This window comes from uncultured Paraglaciecola sp. (assembly GCF_913058035.1).
In the GTDB taxonomy this organism is placed as follows: domain Bacteria; phylum Pseudomonadota; class Gammaproteobacteria; order Enterobacterales; family Alteromonadaceae; genus Paraglaciecola.
In genome coordinates, this window is record NZ_CAJXPA010000077.1 from 1 (window position 1) to 20,657 (window position 20,657).

14 protein-coding genes and 1 pseudogene are annotated in these 20,657 nt (G+C 40.8%); 8 read left to right on the top strand and 7 right to left on the bottom strand.

Going from position 1 to position 20,657, the window contains the following annotated elements; all coding sequences use genetic code 11:
* Window positions 1-312: pseudogene (locus tag QZ562_RS11500) on the bottom strand (AraC family transcriptional regulator); the annotation flags it as partial.
* A 50-nt stretch (window positions 313-362) separates the two neighbouring features.
* Window positions 363-1,262, bottom strand: coding sequence for a diguanylate cyclase (locus tag QZ562_RS11505; protein ID WP_293760041.1), 900 nt, complete (start codon window positions 1,260-1,262; stop codon window positions 363-365).
* 362 nt (window positions 1,263-1,624) lie between these two features.
* Between QZ562_RS11505 and QZ562_RS11510 the strand changes: the two genes are divergently transcribed.
* The 3 genes from QZ562_RS11510 to QZ562_RS11520 all read left to right on the top strand — a co-directional run bounded on the left by QZ562_RS11510 (window position 1,625) and on the right by QZ562_RS11520 (window position 7,405).
* Window positions 1,625-4,318, top strand: a complete 2,694-nt coding sequence (locus QZ562_RS11510) for a TonB-dependent receptor (RefSeq protein ID WP_293760043.1) — start codon at window positions 1,625-1,627, stop codon at window positions 4,316-4,318.
* Between the two features lie 100 nt (window positions 4,319-4,418).
* Window positions 4,419-5,432 carry a metallophosphoesterase gene (locus QZ562_RS11515; protein WP_293760045.1) on the top strand — a complete coding sequence of 338 codons (1,014 nt, stop codon included), beginning with the start codon at window positions 4,419-4,421 and terminating at the stop codon, window positions 5,430-5,432.
* On the top strand, window positions 5,429-7,405 hold the full coding sequence (locus QZ562_RS11520; protein WP_293760047.1) for a phytase: 1,977 nt from the start codon (window positions 5,429-5,431) through the stop codon (window positions 7,403-7,405). Before QZ562_RS11515 ends, QZ562_RS11520 begins: the two co-directional genes overlap by 4 nt.
* Before the next feature lie 38 nt (window positions 7,406-7,443).
* On the opposite strand, the gene QZ562_RS11525 is transcribed toward QZ562_RS11520, so the two are convergent.
* The 4 genes from QZ562_RS11525 to QZ562_RS11540 all read right to left on the bottom strand — a co-directional run bounded on the left by QZ562_RS11525 (window position 7,444) and on the right by QZ562_RS11540 (window position 14,189).
* Window positions 7,444-8,667, bottom strand: a complete 1,224-nt coding sequence (locus QZ562_RS11525; protein WP_293760049.1) for a CaiB/BaiF CoA-transferase family protein — start codon at window positions 8,665-8,667, stop codon at window positions 7,444-7,446.
* A gap of 47 nt (window positions 8,668-8,714) precedes the next feature.
* Window positions 8,715-9,587: a DUF72 domain-containing protein gene (locus QZ562_RS11530; protein ID WP_293760051.1), complete on the bottom strand. Its 873-nt coding sequence runs from the start codon at window positions 9,585-9,587 to the stop codon at window positions 8,715-8,717.
* Window positions 9,588-9,713: 126 nt separating this feature from the next.
* Complete coding sequence (locus QZ562_RS11535; RefSeq protein ID WP_293760053.1) at window positions 9,714-13,271, bottom strand: M1 family aminopeptidase; 3,558 nt, start codon at window positions 13,269-13,271, stop codon at window positions 9,714-9,716.
* Between the two features lie 12 nt (window positions 13,272-13,283).
* Entirely contained in the window at window positions 13,284-14,189 is a 906-nt protein-coding gene (locus QZ562_RS11540) for an ABC transporter ATP-binding protein (RefSeq protein WP_293760055.1), read from the bottom strand.
* Between the two features lie 179 nt (window positions 14,190-14,368).
* Here QZ562_RS11540 and aspS point away from each other — a divergent pair, with 179 nt between their 5' ends.
* Genes aspS through ruvC form a run of 3 tightly spaced genes read left to right on the top strand, consistent with a single transcriptional unit; the run spans window position 14,369 to window position 17,185 of the window.
* A complete protein-coding gene (gene aspS, locus QZ562_RS11545) occupies window positions 14,369-16,150 on the top strand; it encodes an aspartate--tRNA ligase (protein ID WP_293760057.1) in 1,782 nt (593 codons plus the stop codon).
* 12 nt (window positions 16,151-16,162) lie between these two features.
* On the top strand, window positions 16,163-16,612 hold the full coding sequence (nudB, locus tag QZ562_RS11550) for a dihydroneopterin triphosphate diphosphatase (protein ID WP_293760060.1): 450 nt from the start codon (window positions 16,163-16,165) through the stop codon (window positions 16,610-16,612).
* Between the two features lie 51 nt (window positions 16,613-16,663).
* Entirely contained in the window at window positions 16,664-17,185 is a 522-nt protein-coding gene (gene ruvC / locus QZ562_RS11555; RefSeq protein ID WP_293760062.1) for a crossover junction endodeoxyribonuclease RuvC, read from the top strand.
* A 132-nt stretch (window positions 17,186-17,317) separates the two neighbouring features.
* Here ruvC and QZ562_RS11560 read toward each other — a convergent pair whose 3' ends face one another.
* Window positions 17,318-18,286, bottom strand: a complete 969-nt coding sequence (locus QZ562_RS11560) for an MBL fold metallo-hydrolase (protein WP_293760064.1) — start codon at window positions 18,284-18,286, stop codon at window positions 17,318-17,320.
* A 424-nt stretch (window positions 18,287-18,710) separates the two neighbouring features.
* Here QZ562_RS11560 and ruvA point away from each other — a divergent pair, with 424 nt between their 5' ends.
* Both ruvA and ruvB read left to right on the top strand, forming a co-directional pair.
* Complete coding sequence (gene ruvA / locus QZ562_RS11565; RefSeq protein WP_293760066.1) at window positions 18,711-19,334, top strand: Holliday junction branch migration protein RuvA; 624 nt, start codon at window positions 18,711-18,713, stop codon at window positions 19,332-19,334.
* Between the two features lie 109 nt (window positions 19,335-19,443).
* On the top strand, window positions 19,444-20,451 hold the full coding sequence (gene ruvB / locus QZ562_RS11570; protein ID WP_293760068.1) for a Holliday junction branch migration DNA helicase RuvB: 1,008 nt from the start codon (window positions 19,444-19,446) through the stop codon (window positions 20,449-20,451).
* Window positions 20,452-20,657 lie beyond the last annotated feature (206 nt).

The window sequence follows — 20,657 nt, forward strand, 5'->3', positions numbered from 1 at the left end:
CATGAATGGAAAAATTTGCGCGTTCATGATTGATAACACTCGCATGCAGCCATTAAAATCACTTGCGCTTTTCAATGCGGTCACTAAATCGGGGTGTTGTGCACCAATCGTATTGACTAGGCTGTGACCAAATTGAAACGCAATATCATGGCCGCCGCATAAGTGCTGCGCATTTTGAATAAGTATCAACAGTTGATTCACACTCAGTAATCTATTGTTAGTGAAGTCATCAGTAAATATACCGGTGCCATGCAAAAGTTTATCTTTGTTTGCGCCTCGCGCCGTGGCTAATGCATACAAATTGGACGCCATATAATTCGCGTCGAACGCTTTAGTTTTGTTGGTCAAGCAGCCTTTAAGCATTAGGCTGCATGCTCGCCTAACGTATCTAGTTCTTGATTGAGGTTGCTCAGCGTATGTTCAATTGTTTCAGTTAATACTAAGCGGCCTGCAACGCTCTTAACTTTGGTAAATAAAGACACATTTTTGTTACTGGGTTTAAATGCAACATTTTCAATACTGCGCTCGATTTGGTTAATCAATTCAATCGCATCTTGTAGGTTGGTCTGTGGCAATAATATAACAAACCTATCTCCCGCATAACGACAGACTAAGTCAGTGTTTCTAATATTCATTAACAATAAGTGAGCAATTTCTCGTAAAATCCGGTTACCTTCAACGATGCCATATTGCGCATTAACATATGAAAAATTGACCACGTCAATAATAATAATAGAGGCTGGTACCTTGTTACTAACAAAGCTGCTTGCCCGTTCTTTCCAGTAGCTGCCACGATACAGTAAAGTAATGGCATCTATCTCTTGATGCCATCGATAATCAAGTTCTCGTCGTTGTAGCTGTTGGTTGAGGGCCAATTGCTCGAGGTGCCACATATACAATGCATAAGTCATCACAAGCATGCCAATCGCCGCCGGGATCGACTCAAACAAGCTGATCCAATTTATAGCGCTGATTGGAGCCATAAATTCGTCAAACAAATCTAAGATTGCTGAAAAGGTAACTAAACTCAACCCTATTACCAGCAAATTTGTTACTTTGCCTGACGGGCGACTCATTATAACGGCTAGCGTCCAAAATATGGTTAGCAGTGCGATGCTGCCTTCGCCAATCACATCAGACCATTCAACCTTTTCCCAAAGAACAAACTCGCCACTGATACCCGACAACAATATTGCCATCAATAATAGGCTTACGTGAAAGGTGACTAGACGTGAATGCTGCGTAATAAGGTCAAACTTCATGCTACATACTCCTGAGAATTGCTCGATCATATTTATTAATGACAACAAAAAATATGATTACTGCAAGATTAAAACATTACCCTCACCTGCATAATTATCATTGTGAAGGGTCATATTGGTTCAACGATGTGACATAAAAATGAATATGTTGGAATTAATTAAGCGTAAATGTTGATGAAGCAATGGGAGTGGCACTTGCAAAGGGGGTCATTCTAGCTCACCGATATATGATTTGGGGTTTATACCAAGATAAAGTAGAAGCTGTAGTCATTTGGTCAAATAACTGTCACTTCAATGTCATAATCCGCATCTAGTGTGAGCGACGTTTTCTAATATCGTATGCACAAGATAAGGGTAAAGGTATGCGCAACAAATTAAGTAAATTAGCTATGGCTGTCAGTTTAGCAGCTGTAAGTTCTGTGGTAATGGCACAGCAAGCTGCAAGTCTTTTTGGAAAATTAACAGACCAAAATAACCAACGGGTTTTTGCAGGGGCTAAAGTAGAGATAGAAGCATTAAATCGTACCTCTTTATCTAGAACTGATGGTACGTTCCGCTTTCCTAACCTTCCAGAGGGCGAGTATGAATTAAAAATTACATACTTAGGCGCTCAAACTATTACCCAGACAGTGGTGGTGAGCTCAGGTGAAAATGTGTTGCCCACAATTGAATTGCTTGCGCAAAAAGCAGCGCTTGACGTCGTCATAGTGAGAGGTCAACGCAGTGGTAAAGCCAGTGCTATTAATCAACAACGTAATGCACGCAATATTGTATCAGTAGTATCTGCTGATTCGATTGGTGATTTTCCTGATCAAAATGCGGCTGAATCATTACAACGCTTGCCTGGTATTTCTATTGAGAGGGATCAAGGAGAAGGCCGTTTTGTTGGGATTAGAGGCATCGATCCTAATCTTAATAGTGTCACAATTAATGGTCTCAATATTCCCTCGCCAGAAGCCGGTGTTAGGTCTGTTGCCTTAGATATTATTCCGTCTGAGCTGATCCAAACCTTAGAAGTATCCAAAACCATATCTGCGGATATGGATGCGGATGCAGTGGGCGGTGCGATTAATGTGAAAAGTATTAGTGCCTTTGACCGCACACAAGACACCACCATAATCTCAGCTGGATTAAGTCAAAACCAGTTGCGCGATAAGCTCGCTCCAAAAGCATCTATTACCCTGACTCGATTAATCGATGATACCTTTGGAGTCGCTGCTGCCGTCTCTTACTTTAAACGTGATTTTGGCTCTGACAACATCGAGTCAAATGGCGATGACGAGGCCGAACAACGTCATTACAGCATCACTAGAGAGCGTTTAGGCACAGCAATAAACCTCGATTACCGTCCCAATTTCAATGACGAGTTTTTCATGCGCACGCTGTATAGTAAATTCTCTGATGACGAGTTCCGTCAAGCCAATATTTTTAAGCTGGATGGCGATGACTCTGAAATAGAGCGTGAGTCAAAAGACCGCAAAGAAACCCAGACAATCTTTACATTAGCAACAGGCGGCGAGCATCAACGAGGGTTATGGTCACTGGATTATCAGCTAGGTTATGCCAAGTCGGATGAAACAGATCCTGATGGGCTTTATTACGTTTTTGTATCAGAAAATCCCAGTGTAGAGGCAAACTTAGAAACTGAGATCCCGCAAATTTCGGTTAATACGATGGCTAACGATTTAGCCAATTACGATCTTGATGAAATTAGCTTTGAAAAAAATCTGGCTGAAGATACAGAAACCAGTATTCAAGGAAACATCGCTAAGTCCTTTGAAAACAAACATGGACTCACCTTAGTCAAATCTGGTTTTAAGTACCGTCAACGCGAAAAATCGGCGCTGGCTAACATCAGTATTTATGGTGGTGATTTTGACAGCGTAAATGGCAGTAAATTTGCTACCGGTGAACTTGATTATAATTTAGGTGATTTTGGTCCAGGTCTGAACCGAGCGCTTCTCAGAGAAGACTTTACGCAACAACTGCCTTTGTTAGAGCTTGAAGCATTAGACTCCGAAGTTGAATCTAATGGTGCTTCATATGTCAGCACCGAAGATATTTTTGCTGCCTATGTTATGGGCCAATTTGATTGGGAAAAATTACGACTTGTCGGTGGCATTCGATATGAAAAAACCGACTTCACAACGTCTGGTATGCGTGTCGAACTCATTAATGATGAAGAAAACGACATCGAAGAGGTTATTAATACACCTTGGGCTACTGAGCGAGATTATGACTATTTGTTATTTAGTTTCAATGCTCGCTACGCTTTTTCCGATGAAGTGGTGATGCGCGGTGCTTATTCGCAAACAATTTCACGCCCAATATTTGAACAGTCCGCTGCTTTTCAAATTATTGAGTCAAACACAGAAGACGACGACGGTGAATTTGTTACAGAGCGCGAGGCTGAAGTAGGTAACCCAGAGTTGCAACCCTATGAATCAGACAACTTCGATTTATCAGTTGAATATTATCCCGGCACTATTGGCGTATTATCAGCGGGCTTATTTTATAAAGAAATTGATAACTTCATTATAGTTGCAGATGTCGCGGGAACCCCGCAATGGCAAGGTTTTGAAGAGGTGTTTCAGCCCGTCAATGGTGATAAGGCAACATTAACAGGAATGGAGTTGTCTTGGGTGAAAGCGTTTGACAGTGGACTATTACTTGCCGCTAACGGCACTTTCTCAAGTACTGATGCAACCACCTTTTTGGACGGTGAAAAATTTGAAACTGACTTGCCAAACCAATCCGATCGGATTGGTAATCTCACCGTGGGATATGAAAATAATAGCTGGTCGCTGCGCCTAACGATGTCTTATAAGAGTGATAACTTAGAAGAGATTGATGGTGATATGTTGCGCATTGAAGATGATTATCAACATATAGATTTCTCAGGTAAATACTTCATTAACGACGATATGAATATCTATTTTAATGCCATAAATTTAAGCAACGAAAGTTTCTATAACTACTTTGATACGCGCAACAGAAATGCTCAGTTCGAAGAGTATGGCCGCACTTTCGAGTTAGGGTTTCGCTGGCAATTATAAGCCACTTAACTTTAATTCAAATTGCCTAAACATTTAACAAGTTTAATACGTTTAACAAGTCATCGACTCAATTGATGGCTTGCGTTATTTTGAGGATTTTATGAGTCAGATACCTAAGTCATGTTCTATTTATCTATTGATTGTTTTATGGCAATTGATAACGATTACTCCAACGCTTGCCGCGCCACCATTTATAAATGCGCAAAGCTATGATGATAAATATTACCAAGCCCATGAAATAAAACAGCTGTTCGCTGAAGACTCGGATGTGGATTTACTAATACTTGGCGATTGGGGCCGAAATGGACATTATTCACAACGTTCAGTGGCTAAATGGATGGATATTGCTTCTCACTATCTGGATGCAGAAATGGTCGTAACCACCGGCGACAATTTTTACGATAACGGTGTGGCATCCATTCACGACCCCATTTGGAATACTTCGTTTGAGCAAATTTATCAGGGACCTAATTTATTTATTGATTGGTATCCTACCTTGGGAAACCACGATTATAGAGGCAATTGGCAAGCCCAAATTGACTACAGTCAAGTGAGTCGGCGCTGGGAGCTACCGGCACAGTACTATGAAAAACTGATTACGCTTGATGACGGTACTCAAGCACATTTGTTATTTATTGATACAAGCCCACTTAACCCCGACTATCAGGGCGAGACTAAATACCAAGAAACTCAAAAACAAGACGCCGATGCGCAACTTACATGGCTTCATCAAACGTTATCCAACAGTAAAGCGGACTGGCGCATTGTGTTTGGACATCATCCACTGTACTCGAGTGGCAAACGCTATGGCGCAACCGACGGGATCAAATCAGTACTAGAGCCTGTTTTAGAAAAATACAGTGTACATGCTTACTTTGCAGGTCATGAGCATGACCTGCAGCACAACCAAGTAGCAGGTAAAACGGTTGAACATTTTATTTCGGGTGCTGGCTCAAAACTACGCCCTACGGGAAAAGTAGATTTCACGCGTTTTTCATCTTCAAGTGCTGGGTTTGCTGCTCTATCTATCGGTACTGATGCCCTTGTGGTGCAATTTATTGGTGACAACGGCAATGTTGTTTATCGTTATAACATCGAGCTAAAAGCAAAATGAAAATAACACAATCTATTTATATTTTATTGGCTTTGATTTTGCTGGGTGGCTGTTACAACAGCACTGTTCAAAATAAGTCTGACAGCAAGGTATTGTCATTTAACCAGATAGATATACAAGGGCAAGAAGCCTATCCAATTGATTCACCCAATGTCAATGGGTGGTTAGTTGTTGACGAAGGTGAAGGTTTAACATGGCTCGACAGCGACTTTACGCCAATCAGTCAATGGAGTGGCAAGGTGGCAACTATTGATTGGCGTATTTCATTACAACAACCACACATGTTGTTGATTGCCGCTTTAGATGACAGCACGTCCGCTACCCATCTTTTGCATTTTGATCTTGCGCAAGCCTCATTTAATAAACTGGCTAGCTTGCCTGCGAATGAATCGGATATCGAAGGGGTGTGCCTTGGCAATACCCGTGACGGCTTATCTTTGTTCACGATTGACACGTTAGGTGTTCTTCAACATCACGGGATTGAAATCGAGCTTGTTGACAGTCAATTGAGCGCACGTTTGCCAGCCATTAGATCTTTAAATATTGGCCCCAATATGTCTGACTGTGCAGTGATTGATACAACACATCAATTATTAATAGCCGAGGAAGAAGTTGGAATATGGCAATATGATGCACTTAACGAAGGCGAAAACGAACGTAAGTTGATACCTTTTACAGTGTCTGGAGAAGTCGAAAGCATTAGTACGCATGCATCAGGATATGTTTTTGCAGCCAGTCCTGAGAGCGACAAAATTTGGGTGTTCGATACACAGGACGATCCTAATTTACGGCCTACTGGTGCAGATATCAGCTTACCCAATAATATTCGTTTATCGTCAATTAATATGGCTACAAACAGCGCTAAATTATTGATGGGAGCATACGATGAAAGTCAGCAACAATTGTACGCAATAGAAGTGGATTGGTTGGCAGCTCAAATTGATGAAACTAAGCTGTCTGTTAAAAAAAATAAACTCCAGCAAGCTGATTTTGATGCAGTAGAGGCGTTTTATGCTGTTGCTGAAACCGATTCAGTTCAGCGCTTTGGTGATGCCGCAGATGACCCTGCTATTTGGATACACGCCAGCCGGCCCGAAAAAAGTCTAATTTTTGGAACGGATAAAAAATATGGCCTGAATATTTATAGTTTACGCGGTGAGTTAGTACAAACCCTAGCGGTAGGTAAAATAAATAACATCGACATCCGTCAAAACATATTCGTTAACGGTCAATATAAAGACATCGCTGTGGCCAGTAATCGTTCAAATCAATCTATGACGGTGTTTAGTATTGATGAGTCCGGTATGGCTAAACACTTGATTGATATTTCAACAGACCTAAATGATGTTTATGGTCTTTGTTTGTATCTGCATGACGACCAACTTGAGGTGATTATCAACGATACGGACGGTCAATTTAATCGCTACCAATTAGCCATCAACACAAGCGAAATCGGCGCAAAGAAAATTGATGCATTTAAAGCCAATAGCCAACCCGAGGGGTGTGTAGTGGATGACGACACCAAGCGTTTGTTTTTTGGTGAGGAATCAACGGGGGTGTGGAAAATGCAACTAGATAACATCAATGGACAGCCCGAACTTATCGCAAAAGCGCAAGCACCGGTTAAGGCAGACATTGAAGGAATGGGGATTTATACTATTGATGGCGAAAAGTTTTTGGTGGTATCCAGCCAAGGAAATAACCGTTTTGCTATTTATCGCATCGATGCCAACAATGAGCTGTTGGGCGTATTTGCAATAGATGCAAACAAAGCTTTAGGTATTGATGCCGTCTCTGAAACTGATGGTATTGAAGTGACAAGTATTCCTTTAGGCGATGCCTTTCCAAAAGGTGTATTGGTAGTGCAAGATGGTAGAAATGTCATGCCAATGGCACCACAAAATTTCAAACTTGTTTCTGGCGAATATCTAGATGATTTTATTACACTTAAAATAATTCAGCTTGCTCAATAGAGCAAGCTAGGCTGTGTCCTTATAGGTAGACTGGGTTATTAAATAATCTTTGTGTGTCGTAATTTACTTATGGCGTTGCTGTCATAACTCAACAGCTCAGATAACACCTTGTCAGTATGCTCACCCAGCTTTGGTGGTGCTTGATTGTAAGCGATGGGTGTACGCGAAAAATTGATAGGGTTGGCGACCGTTGGTACTTTGCCATTTTCGGGGTGGGTGAGTTCACCTAACATTTTGCGATGTTTTATTTGCGGGTTTTCGAAGACTTGGGCAATGTCGTTGATTGGGCCACATGGCACACCTTTTATTTCAAGCTGTTGTAACCAAAATTCACTGTCTTTTGCTTTGATGATGTTTGTTAAACGTTCAATCACCACATCTCTATTGCGGACTCTTGATTGATTAGTGGCAAAGTCAGGGTCGTGTATTAATGTTTGGCACTGTGCCACCTCACAAAAGTCTGCGAATTGCGAGTCGTTACCTATGGTTAAAATGATAAAGCCATCTGCGGTTTCAAAGGTTTGATAGGGCACAATATTGGGGTGAGCATTACCCATACGTTTGGGTGTTTCTTGGCTAACTAAATAGTTCATCGCTTGATTGGCTAAACAGGCTACTTGCACATCGAGTAAGGCAAGGTCGATATGTTGGCCTAATCCGGATTTTTCACGCTCTATAATCGCCGCTTGAATCGCTGTGGTGGCATACATACCGGTAAGAATGTCGGTTAGTGCTACGCCGACTTTTTGTGGGCCACCCCCAGGTAAGTGGTCGGGCTCGCCTGTTACACTCATGAGTCCTCCCATACCTTGTAACAAAAAGTCGTATCCGGCTCTTTGCGCATAGGGCCCGTCTTGACCAAAACCTGTAATCGAGCAGTAAATCAACTGAGGGTTGATAGCTGATAAGCTAGCGTAATCAAGGTAGTATTTTTGTAAACTACCGACTTTGAAGTTTTCTATCAGTACATCACAACTTTCTATGAGTCGATGAATAATAGCTTGTCCCTCTGGCTGTCGAATATCTATGGTGATAGAGCGTTTACCGCGATTAGCAGATAAAAAATATGCCGATTCTGTTGGGGCTTCGCCTTGTCGGTTATTCAAATAAGGGGGGCCCCAATGGCGAGTATCATCTCCCTGAATAGGTTTTTCTACTTTGATTACTTCAGCACCTAAGTCTGCCAACATTTGTCCGGCCCAAGGTCCTGCTAATATACGGCTTAATTCGAGTACGCGGATGTGTGAAAGGGGTGAGGACATAAGTTGCTCAAAGTTACAGAGTATTGACCTATCATACAGACCTTATTTCAAAGGCCAAAAATATCTAACTGATTATTACTATTTTTAGGTAACGCTATTGAGGTTATAGGACTATCGGCATAGAGCTGATTGAAGTCATTCACAAATGCCTCAGCCAACCAAGGTGCATCGAAAGTGTTTGCCATATGAAAAAATAAATAAGGTGACTTGCCTTCATCTAACCATTGTTTGGTTTTGTGGATCCATGGGATATAAAAAGGTTTATTTGCTTGAATATTTGGATGCCCAACAAAACGCACTAAAGGGGTGTCTGATGTGGCAATGACATGGGTAGGTACTTTAGGTTTTTTCCTATGTGCATCTTCAATGATGCTGTCGCCATTAGCTGGGCAGGAAAATAGAGCCCTAGTATCCATAATCACGCGGTTTATATTGTTTTCTATCAACAGTTGGTTCAATATTTTTTCATTGTTATTTTTATCAAAAAAACCTAAATGCCTGACCTCAACAGCATAGCGAAAATCTTTTGGTAAAAGCTGAATGAAAGCGGCTAAGTGACCTAATTGATTTGGGCCAAAACTGGCAGGCAGTTGAAGCATTAAACAGCCTAACTTATCTTCCAATAGTGCCATACGATTAAGAATTAAGTGTAAATCATCTTCAATATTGAGGAGTTTTTTATTGTGACTGATACTGCGGTGAAACTTAAAGGTAAAACGAAAATCTTTAGAGACTTGCTCTCCCCAACGCATAACCGTTTTTTCATCAGGGATATGATAAAAGCTGGTGTTACCTTCCACACTATTAAAATTATGAGCATACGCAGCAAGACTTTTTTCTTTTGCTGTGTTGGCTGGAAATAGGCTACCAAACCACTGATCATGGGTCCATATAGGACATCCGATTCTGACTAAAGTCACTTACTACTCTCTTTATAAATGCTGAATGTAAAATAAATGCTGAATGTAAAAATCATAAAACATTTGATGAAAGAAGCTCAATAAAAAGCCCTCAACAACGAGGGCTTAGTTTAGCAAATTTAAGCATTACAACTTGATTATATTATTACCGGTGTCTCGGTCAATAAAACGCACAAAGGGGTCGATACCCGCATAGTTAGGCGTTTCGTCAACAATGAGTTCGATAACAGTATCACCACTTTCAATGGCGTGTAGCCCTTGATAGATGATTTTGTTTTCAATGGCAAAGTCATTAGGATCTTCACTGAACAAAACAACCTCTACTTCTTTGGCAAAAGGCTGCTCGGTTTCTTTACCTTTTCCGTCCGCGCTAAATTGCTGTGCTGAGACGGTAAACGTGACTTTAGTTTTACCTTCTTCAAGCGCTTCTTTTATAACCTCTTTAGCACGCAAATCGTAAATAGTAATTTGCTCAAACAAGTCTTTAATATAAGCCTGCTCTGCTGCATTTGAGACATTATCCAAATGTCTGACTAAGTCTAAAGTAGTCGGGTATAAGTCTTCTCTAAATTGATATTCGTTTAGCAACGCTTGTAGGGCTTGATTAAGACGTTCTTCACCTAGTTTGTTAACCAAGGCCATCATCACTATAGAGCCTTTTTGATAATGTATGTATTGTTGGTTTTCAGCGCGTAGCAGTGGCATTTCTTCAATTCGCTCGTTACTTCGGCCTCTTAAATAACGATCCAATTCATGAGTTAAAAACTTACGTAGCTTTATTTCACCATACTTTTTCTTCATAACCATTAACGCGCTGTATTGCGACAAAGTTTCAGACAATACCGCACTACCTTGCACATTGGCCGCATTTAATTGATGGCCCCACCACTGGTGAGCCACTTCGTGAGCGGTAATGTAATACACAGGGTCAAGATCTTCAGGGTTTCGTAAGTCTGAAATAAAACCAATGTTCTCCGAGTAGGGCACAGTATTTGCAAAACTTTGTGCAAATCCGCGGTAACCTGGAAACTCTATAATCCTTAATTGTTTATGTTGATAAGGGCTAAATACTTTTTGAAAGTAGTCGAGGGAGTCTTGGCTAGACTCAATCATTCTGTCCACATTCCAATGATGATTTTTATGGTAGTAGACCTCGATGTTAATCTCATCATGTTTGACCGTTTTCTTTTCTAGATCAGCCGACATCACACTAAAAAAGTTAATCATTGGTGCGTCCATTTCGTATCGATAATAATTGCGGCCATCCTGTTGCCACTCTTTTTGCAAATACCCCGGTACAATGGCAAATTGATCGTCGCTGGTAGAGATTGTGGCACTAAAATCAATAAACTCGACACCTCTGCCAAAAAAGCTTTCCACATAACGGCTAGTATCTTCAAGTTTATATGCCCGCTGTAAAGGCTCTAAGTCTCGTTTACGGCGTTCATGCTGATCTCTTATTAGGTAACTCTCATTAAAACCAAAAGATGGTAATAACTCGAAGTTGTTTATAAAGGTACCATTTTTGACTAAAGTGACATCTTCACTTCGGTCTTTAAACCCTTGATGAGCGCGCACTAAAGATAATTTACCTGCACGTTCTTCACCAGGAGACATAGGCTCGACAAGTTCAAACCATGCCACGTTATATTTAGGGTTGATTTCGCCTAATTTTCCACCGCTAATCTGCATATCATAAATTTTAGTATGCTGCGGAATATTGACTAGAAAACGCGAAATAGGCTTCGCTGTGCGGTTAATCACAGATATATCTGCGCTGGCTGCGATACGTCGTTCTTCAGGGAAAATATCGATGGCTGCATCTATGCTCACAACTGATGGCATGGGTGCGTCACGAAATTCAACATAGTCTTTTTCGTACTTGGCTTGTATATCCAAACTTTCTTCTTGGCCGTAAAAATCATTCAACACCTTGGTGTTGTAATGAATATAGCCACCTGTCGCTAGAAATATCAACATAGTAGCCGCAGCAATACTTTTGCCTTGATTACCTAGCTGATAACTTAGCAAACTAAAACGTTGTTTAAGTGATGCATGAGGACCCCTTTGCCACATGCCATAACTGATAACCCCCAGCACAACTGACAGAGCAGTCCAATAAAGCATGTACCAGCTTTGAGTCTGAATAAACCAGCCGTAGCCATTCAAGTCTGAGTATTGCAAAATAGGAGCGCCGCCAAAGTTAAACATGTTGTGTTCAATGCCTATTTGACCAAACACACTGGATATAATTATGTAGCCAACAAAAATTAACATGCCCACATATTTATTAGGGCTTAATACTTGGAGTAAAAATGCCAGTACTATAAGTAGACAAAAGGGCAACACACCAAAATACAATAAGCTGATCAAATATTGCCCGAATTCAATGTTTTCATAACCCGAAAGCAATTGTTTGACAATAGCCATCACCAAACCAACAAAATGCAGCGATACAATCACTAACATCACTGCAAGTAATTTTGATAGCCAAAAAGTAATATTGGGTACCGGCATACTATCGACAATGTCGCCCATGCCTACAGCCCGCTCACGCCAAACCACTTCTGCTGTGTAATAAGTAATGACAATAATCGTCATTAGGCTAAAAGCCCCCAAAATGATTTGTACTAAGGTTTGAGTGAGCGGCCAGTTTGGGGCGCCAAATGCGCCATTTATGTTAAGAAAGCCGGCAATAAGTTGAAAGGCCGAAAACAGCAATAAAATAGGGAATGCAGGGCTTAACACGACTTGCTTTATTTCAAATTTGGTACGCAAAATAAATTGCGCAAAGCCGTTATTGGCTGAGGCTTTAATCGCAATATTGCTGTTGGCGGGAATAACATCTATTTTTTCTTTCTTTGTTTTTTTGCTGGCTTTGTTCAACGTGAAATTTAATGGCTTAAATAGCCCGCCTGCTGTCAACAAAATTAAACTACCTACCGCCAGCCACAATAATCGATTATGTAAGATAGCACCCTCAAGAAGGGGTAATAATGCGTTCTTTTCAAAGGTTGTCCAATAGCGGGTATATTCACGAAATGAACCTAGTGCAAAGGGGTCAAGTAATGCTCTAATCGTACGTTGCTCGGGTTCGTTAAAGACTTGCCCTGAAACGAAATATAAAATAAACAAACCCAAGGCACAGATGTAACCAGCCATCACACTTTTAAAAAAATTGGTGACGCCATAGAATAAAGTAGCAAGAACAAAAATGGTCGTAGTGGAAAAAATCAAGAAGGGTTGCACATACATCATCAAGCTATTTGGGCCAACTCTTTCACCATCGATCCAAGGCATTAAGCTGCCTATAAATAAACCCAATGGCACCATAGCAAAAACGGCTAGGCATATTAAATAAGCGCCCAAAAAGCGTCCAAGGTTGTAACTTAATGGTTTGATGGGTTTGGTGTAAATAATTTCTGACATAAAAGATGTATGGTTTCGGGTGGTGGTACCTGCTACAAAATTGACCACCATAAACATGCCAAACAGGCCAAAAACCAGCATGGTTTGGCTAATAGCAAAGGGACTGTTAAACAATACATTGCCACCTGAACCAATCTGCACGCCATCAATGGTGATGGCTAGGAATGGCAATAAGAAAAAAACTAAACAAGTCACAATAAAAGAAGGCTGGCGAGTAAAGTAGCGCCATTCAAACCCTAACATTTGAGTAAACATAACAGAGCTTCCTTATGCTGTTTGGGTTGAATGAGAGTTTTGTTGAGGGTTCTGTCGAGAGTGGTGTAAGGTAGAAAAATATACATCCTCTAAAGTCGCAGGGGTACTTTCAAAACCCTCAGGTGGTTTGGGAGCCAAAACATGTAAAACCGTTCGACCAGCAAATAGGCGCTTTGAAATCACAGGTAAAGTATTTTCTAATACTGTTGCTTCATCAATAGATACCGTTTTACGCCAAATTTGCCCGTTTAAATCAGCGGTAATGTCCAGCGGATTACCTTGCAATAATATTTTCCCGTTGCCTAACACTGCCATATTTGGGCAAAGCTCAGACACGTCATCAACGATATGAGTCGATAAAATAATGACTTTTTCTTCGCCTAACGTAACCAATAAATTATGAAAACGATTTCGCTCCTCCGGATCAAGACCGGCAGTAGGTTCGTCTACAATTAATAAATCCGGGTCACCTAATAATGCCTGAGCAATACCAAATCGTTGACGCATCCCACCAGAAAAACCACTCACCGCTTTTTTGCGATGCTGAAACAAGTTGGTGTGTGCTAACAATCCATCTACAGCTTCTTTACGCTCGGCTTTGTTGGCAATGCCTTTCAATATGGCTAAATGGTCTAATAGTTCTAGGGCGCTAACTCGAGGATATACACCAAAGTCTTGTGGTAAATACCCCAAGCGTTGACGTAATTCATTGGGTTGGGTTAACACATTGGTTTGGTCGAATTCAATGCTGCCTGTATCGGGTTGCTGTAGCGTGGCAATCGTGCGCATTAAGCTGGATTTACCGGCACCATTTGGACCAAGCAAACCAAATAATCCTTTAGGAATGTCCAAGCTAACATTGTTAAGGGCTTTTACACCGTTGTCATAAGTTTTTGTTATATTTTTAATTTGTAGCATTACTCAATCCCTGTTTTCAGTGTTTACTGTAATAAATATGCAGAATTCATTTCCAATAGTCTATAGGAGCAACATTTTCTTACTAAAATCGAGAATTTAATTCGGGTGACTACTGATCCGGTATATACTATCCGGCTTAAATTTTTCATCAGTGTTTACGTTTTAAAGGCGGTTTTTTCATGCGCACGGACTATTGTGGCAATATCAATTCATCATATATCGGGCAAACCGTCACTTTGTGTGGCTGGGTTAATCGTAGTCGCGATTTAGGTGGTGTTATTTTTTTGGACCTACGCGATCGTGAAGGTATAGTGCAGGTGGTGTTTGACCCTGATTTAGTCGACGTCTTTAATACTGCAAATAGCTTACGTAATGAATTTTGTGTGCAGCTTAGCGGTGAAGTACGTGCCAGGCCTCCGGGACAAGTGAACAAAGATATGTCTACCGGCGAAATCGAAATGCTTGGTAAATCTCTGACTATCCTAAATAAAGCAGCTCCATTACCGCTAGATTGGAATCAAGAAAATTCCGAAGAACAGCGTCTAAAATACCGTTATTTAGACTTACGTCGCCCATTAATGAGTGACCGTTTAAAATTCAGAGCCAAAGTGACAAGTACAGTTCGTCGTTATCTTGAAAACGATGGGTTTTTGGATATTGAAACGCCTATTTTGACGAAAGCGACACCTGAAGGTGCCCGTGATTATTTGGTGCCAAGCCGCACTCATAAAGGCCAGTTTTTTGCACTGCCACAATCACCTCAATTGTTTAAACAATTATTGATGATGTCGGGCTTGGACAAATATTACCAAATCGTAAAATGTTTCCGTGATGAAGATTTACGCGCTGATCGTCAGCCTGAGTTCACTCAGATTGATATTGAAACTACCTTCTTAGATGCTGATGGTGTGATGGCGATTACTGAAGGTTTAATCCGTAATTTGTTCCAAAAAATGTTGTCGGTAGATTTGGGTGAATTCCCAAGCATGACTTACGCCGATGCCATGCGTCGTTTCGGTAGCGACAAACCTGATTTGCGTAACCCACTAGAATTAACTGACATTGCTGATTTACTTAAAAACGTCGAATTTAAGGTGTTCTCTGGCCCAGCCAACGACGCCAAAGGCCGTGTTGCTGTTATTCGTGTGCCAGGTGGAGCTAAGTTATCTCGCAAACAAATTGACGACTACGGTAAGTTTGTTGGTATTTATGGTGCTAAAGGTTTAGCGTGGATGAAAGTCAACGATCTTGCCGCGGGTATGGATGGGCTTCAATCACCTATTCTTAAGTTTCTCAATGAAGACGTTGCTAAAGATATTCTTGAACGCAGTGGCGCTCAAAGCGGCGACATTCTGTTATTCGGTGCCGACAACAATACGGTAGTAACAGAAGCTTTAGGTGCCTTAAGACTTAAATTAGGTGAAGACTTAGGGTTATTAGAGGGCAAGTGGAAACCACTTTGGGTTGTGGACTTTCCCATGTTTGAAGAGTTTGATGGTCAGTTCCATGCATTACATCATCCATTTACAGCACCAAGAGATATGACGCCAGATGAACTAGCAGCTAACCCTGCAGGTGCCTTGTCCAACGCTTATGACATGGTCTTAAATGGTTGTGAGTTGGGTGGTGGTTCGGTTCGTATCCACCAACAAGATATGCAAGCTAAAGTATTTTCACTGCTGGGCATAAGCGAAGAAGAAGCTGAAGTGAAATTTGGCTTCTTACTTGAAGCACTCAAATTTGGTGCGCCACCTCATGCTGGTTTAGCTTTTGGTTTAGACCGTCTGGTGATGTTAATGACAGGTGCTACGTCAATCCGTGATGTGATGGCATTTCCCAAAACTAATACCGCAGCTTGTCCTTTGACAAACGCACCGGGTGAGGCGAACCCAGAACAACTCAAAGAACTGTCAATTCAAACCGTTATTAGTTCAACCGCAACACCAAGCAAAGTGGATTAATGGCTTAATACTGTGAAAACAGAATATCGTATTCCTCAATCTGCCCTCACGGTTGTATATAACTGTGCTGGGCAGGTGCTGGTGATGCAGCGCAATGACGACCCAGACTTTTGGCAATCAGTGACTGGCACCTTAGAGCTAGGTGAAAAGCCAATCGAGACCGCTTTGCGCGAGGTGTTAGAAGAAACTGGTATTGATATTATAGAATCTGCTTATCAGCTAGTTGACTGCCAAAAAATTAATACCTATGACATCCGCGATAGATGGAAACATCGCTACCCACCGGGAACACCTTATAACACTGAACACGTATTTGCTGTCGAAGTCGCCAATAACCAAAGTATAAGTTTGACAGAACATTCTGCTTACTTTTGGCTAGATAAAACATCTGCTATAAAAAAAGTGTGGTCAGATACTAATCGCGAGGCAATTCTTTTATATGTACCAGATATCGATTTATAACTTCAATCGCAGTATTGAACAATCTGCAGCGATGTGTGGGATGATAAGCTAATGGCGATCATTTTGGGTATTGATCCTGGTTCTCGTATTACGGGTTATGGAGTAATAAGAAAAACCGGCCAAAAATCTGAATATATTGGTAGCGGCTGTATTCGTCTTCAGGGTGATGAGCTTGCCTCTCGCTTAAAACAAATTTTCGATGGTGTGAGTGAAATTATTCACCAATTTCAACCGACTGACTTTGCAATCGAACAAGTTTTCATGGCTAAAAACCCAGCCTCTGCATTAAAATTGGGTCAAGCAAGAGGCGCTGCAATAGTGGCTGCAACAGCTTTTGATTTACCAGTTGCTGAATATTCAGCGCGGCAAATCAAACAATCAGTGGTGGGAAATGGCAACGCGGACAAGTCCCAAGTGCAGCACATGGTAACTTATTTGTTAGGGCTGGCAGCCAAACCACAAGCTGATGCCGCTGATGCCTTGGCAGTAGCCCTATGCCACAATCACACCCAACAAAGCTTAATTAAAATGTCAGGTCAAGCAACAAAAACGGTACGTGGTCGGTTGAGATAACGTGCCTACGATCTACATACACCTCATACACCCATGTATCAACACAACCTAAATAAATTATCTACTATTCTTTTTAAACCAACCTTTATAGCTTGGCATAATTTGCTCGCAGCAGCATAACGCTTCAATTAATTAATCCAGACAAAAACGTTCACCGCGCTTTGCGACTTTAAAACCTTTTTGTTGAACTAAATTATATTGTTCGCTTGACGAATATCTAATTTTATTGCTGTGGTTAATATGAAAAAACCTGATTTTTTCTTGTTCGGCCTGAGGTAATTTTCTGAATCGCTCCATCGAATCTACTACACGGGGGTGGGGGATCTTTGACATATCTCGCCCAAGCAATTCATTATTATCGAAGAACGTCGCATCTAAATATGCCACGTCAACTTGATAGATCATATCTTCAATACGGATATCAAATTCCGTTTCCCATCGATCCCAGTCGTCAATGTCTGGCAAAAATAACACACTCCTAGATGGACCATTAATAACATAACCTGCCGTTTCAGAATATTCGTCTCGATGAGGTACTAAGTGCGCTGTGACCGATAAATCATTATTAAACACGGTGGCTTTTTTGGCCGTTATTGGTATGAGATCAATATTTTTATAGTTGACCAGTTGTTCCCAAGGTCCATTATTTTCCAAATAATTTTGCATCCGAGGTAAAGAAAAAACCTTAAGTCCTTGGGTGCCAGCAGATTCATGTCCTACGAATATCAAGCCAGCATAATGACCAATGTGCGCATGTGTTAAAAATATACCAGATAATCCAAGTGGTGCATTTCCACCGTCGCTTAAGCTATTAAGTAAATTCATTTGATCACGTAAATCTGGAGTGGCTTCAAAAAGGTAACGGTTGGAGTGACGATGGTCAATTAATGCACCCGAAGCAGACCACAACCTCAAAGAAGAGTTTGTCCAAGCAGGATCATCAGAATTGCCTATTTGGGGGGCTCCACCATCTTGTCCTACACCAAGAATAACAAATTCCACATCGCACGATAAAGTAGGTTGTTCTTTAATAGTTGAAATATCTTTACATGCGGTTGTCATTAGAGCGGTAGTAAAAAAAATAAGCTTATGAATTTTCATGAAATATCCTTCGATGTAAAAAAGTAAAGTCAACTGCGATGCATTTAGTTCACGCAAATTAGTTCAGCTGTTAAATTAGCCAATTTTTAAAAGATATACCTCACGGTGGCGTTACATTTAATATTAATAGCATTATCTTTTCTCTTTATTCAGCATTACGAATCATTACTTTTCGAATACTTTGTTGGAATATGGTTACACAGTTATAACTTCGACTGAAATATGTTTTTTGTTAAGTAAATCTCCTCCGCTAAAGACATCAGGTAATATAGTGATTATCATTATGGTTTTATTAGTTGTGCTTAAAATGAGAGGCTTGTGGTTACTTTCAAGTTGAGTGATTTCACTTTTCTCGTTTTAGCCTAAAATTATACCGCAAAACTCAACAAGTCTCTAAAGACACATTAAGATACAAGGAAACAAGATGATAGGTAATATTCGTGGCATATTAATCGAGAAACAGCCACCGGAAATTCTGATAGAAGCGGGGGGTGTGGGATACGAAGTACAAGTGCCAATGACCAGTTTTTATCAGTTACCTGAAATCGGTCAAGAAGCCAGTTTATGTATTCATTTTGTGGTGCGCGAAGATGCGCAATTATTGTTTGGCTTTGCGAATAAACAAGAGCGTGCAGTATTTCGTGAGCTTATCAAGGCCAGTGGTGTTGGGCCAAAATTAGCCTTAACTATTTTATCCGGTATGAATGCCCAACAATTTATGCAATGCGTCAGTATGGAAGATGTTACTGGTTTAACCAAGCTACCTGGGGTTGGTAAAAAAACCGCCGAACGCTTAGTCATTGAAATGCGTGATAGGTTAAGCAAATTAGCTAAAGATCAGGGGTATGCAAAAACTGTGCATCTCACACCTGATTTACCTGTTGAAAATACGTTTGTTCAACGCACCGACGCAAAAGAGGAAGCCTTAAGCGCATTGATTGCTTTAGGGTACAAACATCCACAGGCAATTAGAGTGATTAATGCCGTATATAAAGAAGATATCAGTAGCGAAGCACTGATCCGAGAAACCTTGCGCGCAATGGTTTAATAAAATCACTCAAAACAACAGATTTTTAAAGGCGGCTTTTTAAAGACGGCTTTAGTTAATTTTGTTACTGTATAAAAAAACACTACTTATAATTATTAGTAAAAACCGCATGATTGAAGCAGACCGCATAATAAAACCCACCGCTAGCCACGAAGATGAAGTGGTTGATCGAGCCATTCGGCCAAAAATGTTGGCCGATTACACGGGGCAAGACCATGTTTGTGCTCAAATGGAAATTTTCATTGAGGCGGCGCGAAAGCGAAGTGATGCCCTTGACCATGTGTTGATTTTTGGCCCACCAGGTTTAGGAAAAACGACTCTCGCTTACATTGTAGCGAATGAGATGGGTGTGAATATTAAAACAACTTCTGGTCCAGTCCTTGAAAAGGCAGGCGATTTAGCCGCACTTTTGACTAATCTTGAAGAAAACGATGTGTTATTTATTGATGAAATCCATCGTCTAAGTCCAGTTGTGGAGGAAATTCTTTATCCTGCAATGGAAGATTATCAATTAGATATCATGATTGGTGAAGGTCCAGCGGCGCGCTCAATTAAATTAGAGTTACCACCATTTACATTAATAGGTGCCACAACTAGGGCAGGCTCACTAACTTCGCCCCTCAGAGACCGTTTTGGCATAGTGCAGCGTCTTGAGTTTTATAATATTAAAGACCTCACTCAAATTGTAAAACGCTCAGCCAGTTATTTAAATTTGATTTTGCATGATGAAGGAGCGGTTGAAATTGCAAGACGTTCTAGAGGAACCCCCCGAATTAGCAACCGCTTATTACGTCGAGTGAGAGATTTTGCAGAAGTCAGAGCTGATGGAAATATCACTCTCGAAGTGGCTAGCCAAGCACTCGATATATTAGATGTTGATAAAGAAGGCCTCGATTATATGGATCGTAAGTTACTACTAGCCATCATTGAAACGTTTATGGGTGGACCAGTTGGGTTAGATAATTTAGCCGCAGCAATAGGTGAAGAAAGAGAAACTATTGAAGACGTGATCGAACCATTTTTGATCCAACAAGGTTTTTTGCAACGAACTCCTAGAGGTAGGATTGCTTCGCAACGTGCATTCTTACATTTTGGAATAGATTTTTCTCCAGAATAAATAACCTCAGTTATTTTCATTAGAACTCACATCAAAATTTAGTCAAAAAAAAGCCCACATAAAATATGAGGGCTAAACAACTAGTGTTAAGGGAAATAAATCCAGGGAACATGTCAAATAAACTCATCACAACGATGTTTTGCCTAAAAAGGAGAACATGTATCTTATAAACATCAGAACCAGCCGACGAAAAAGCCACAGGAGGA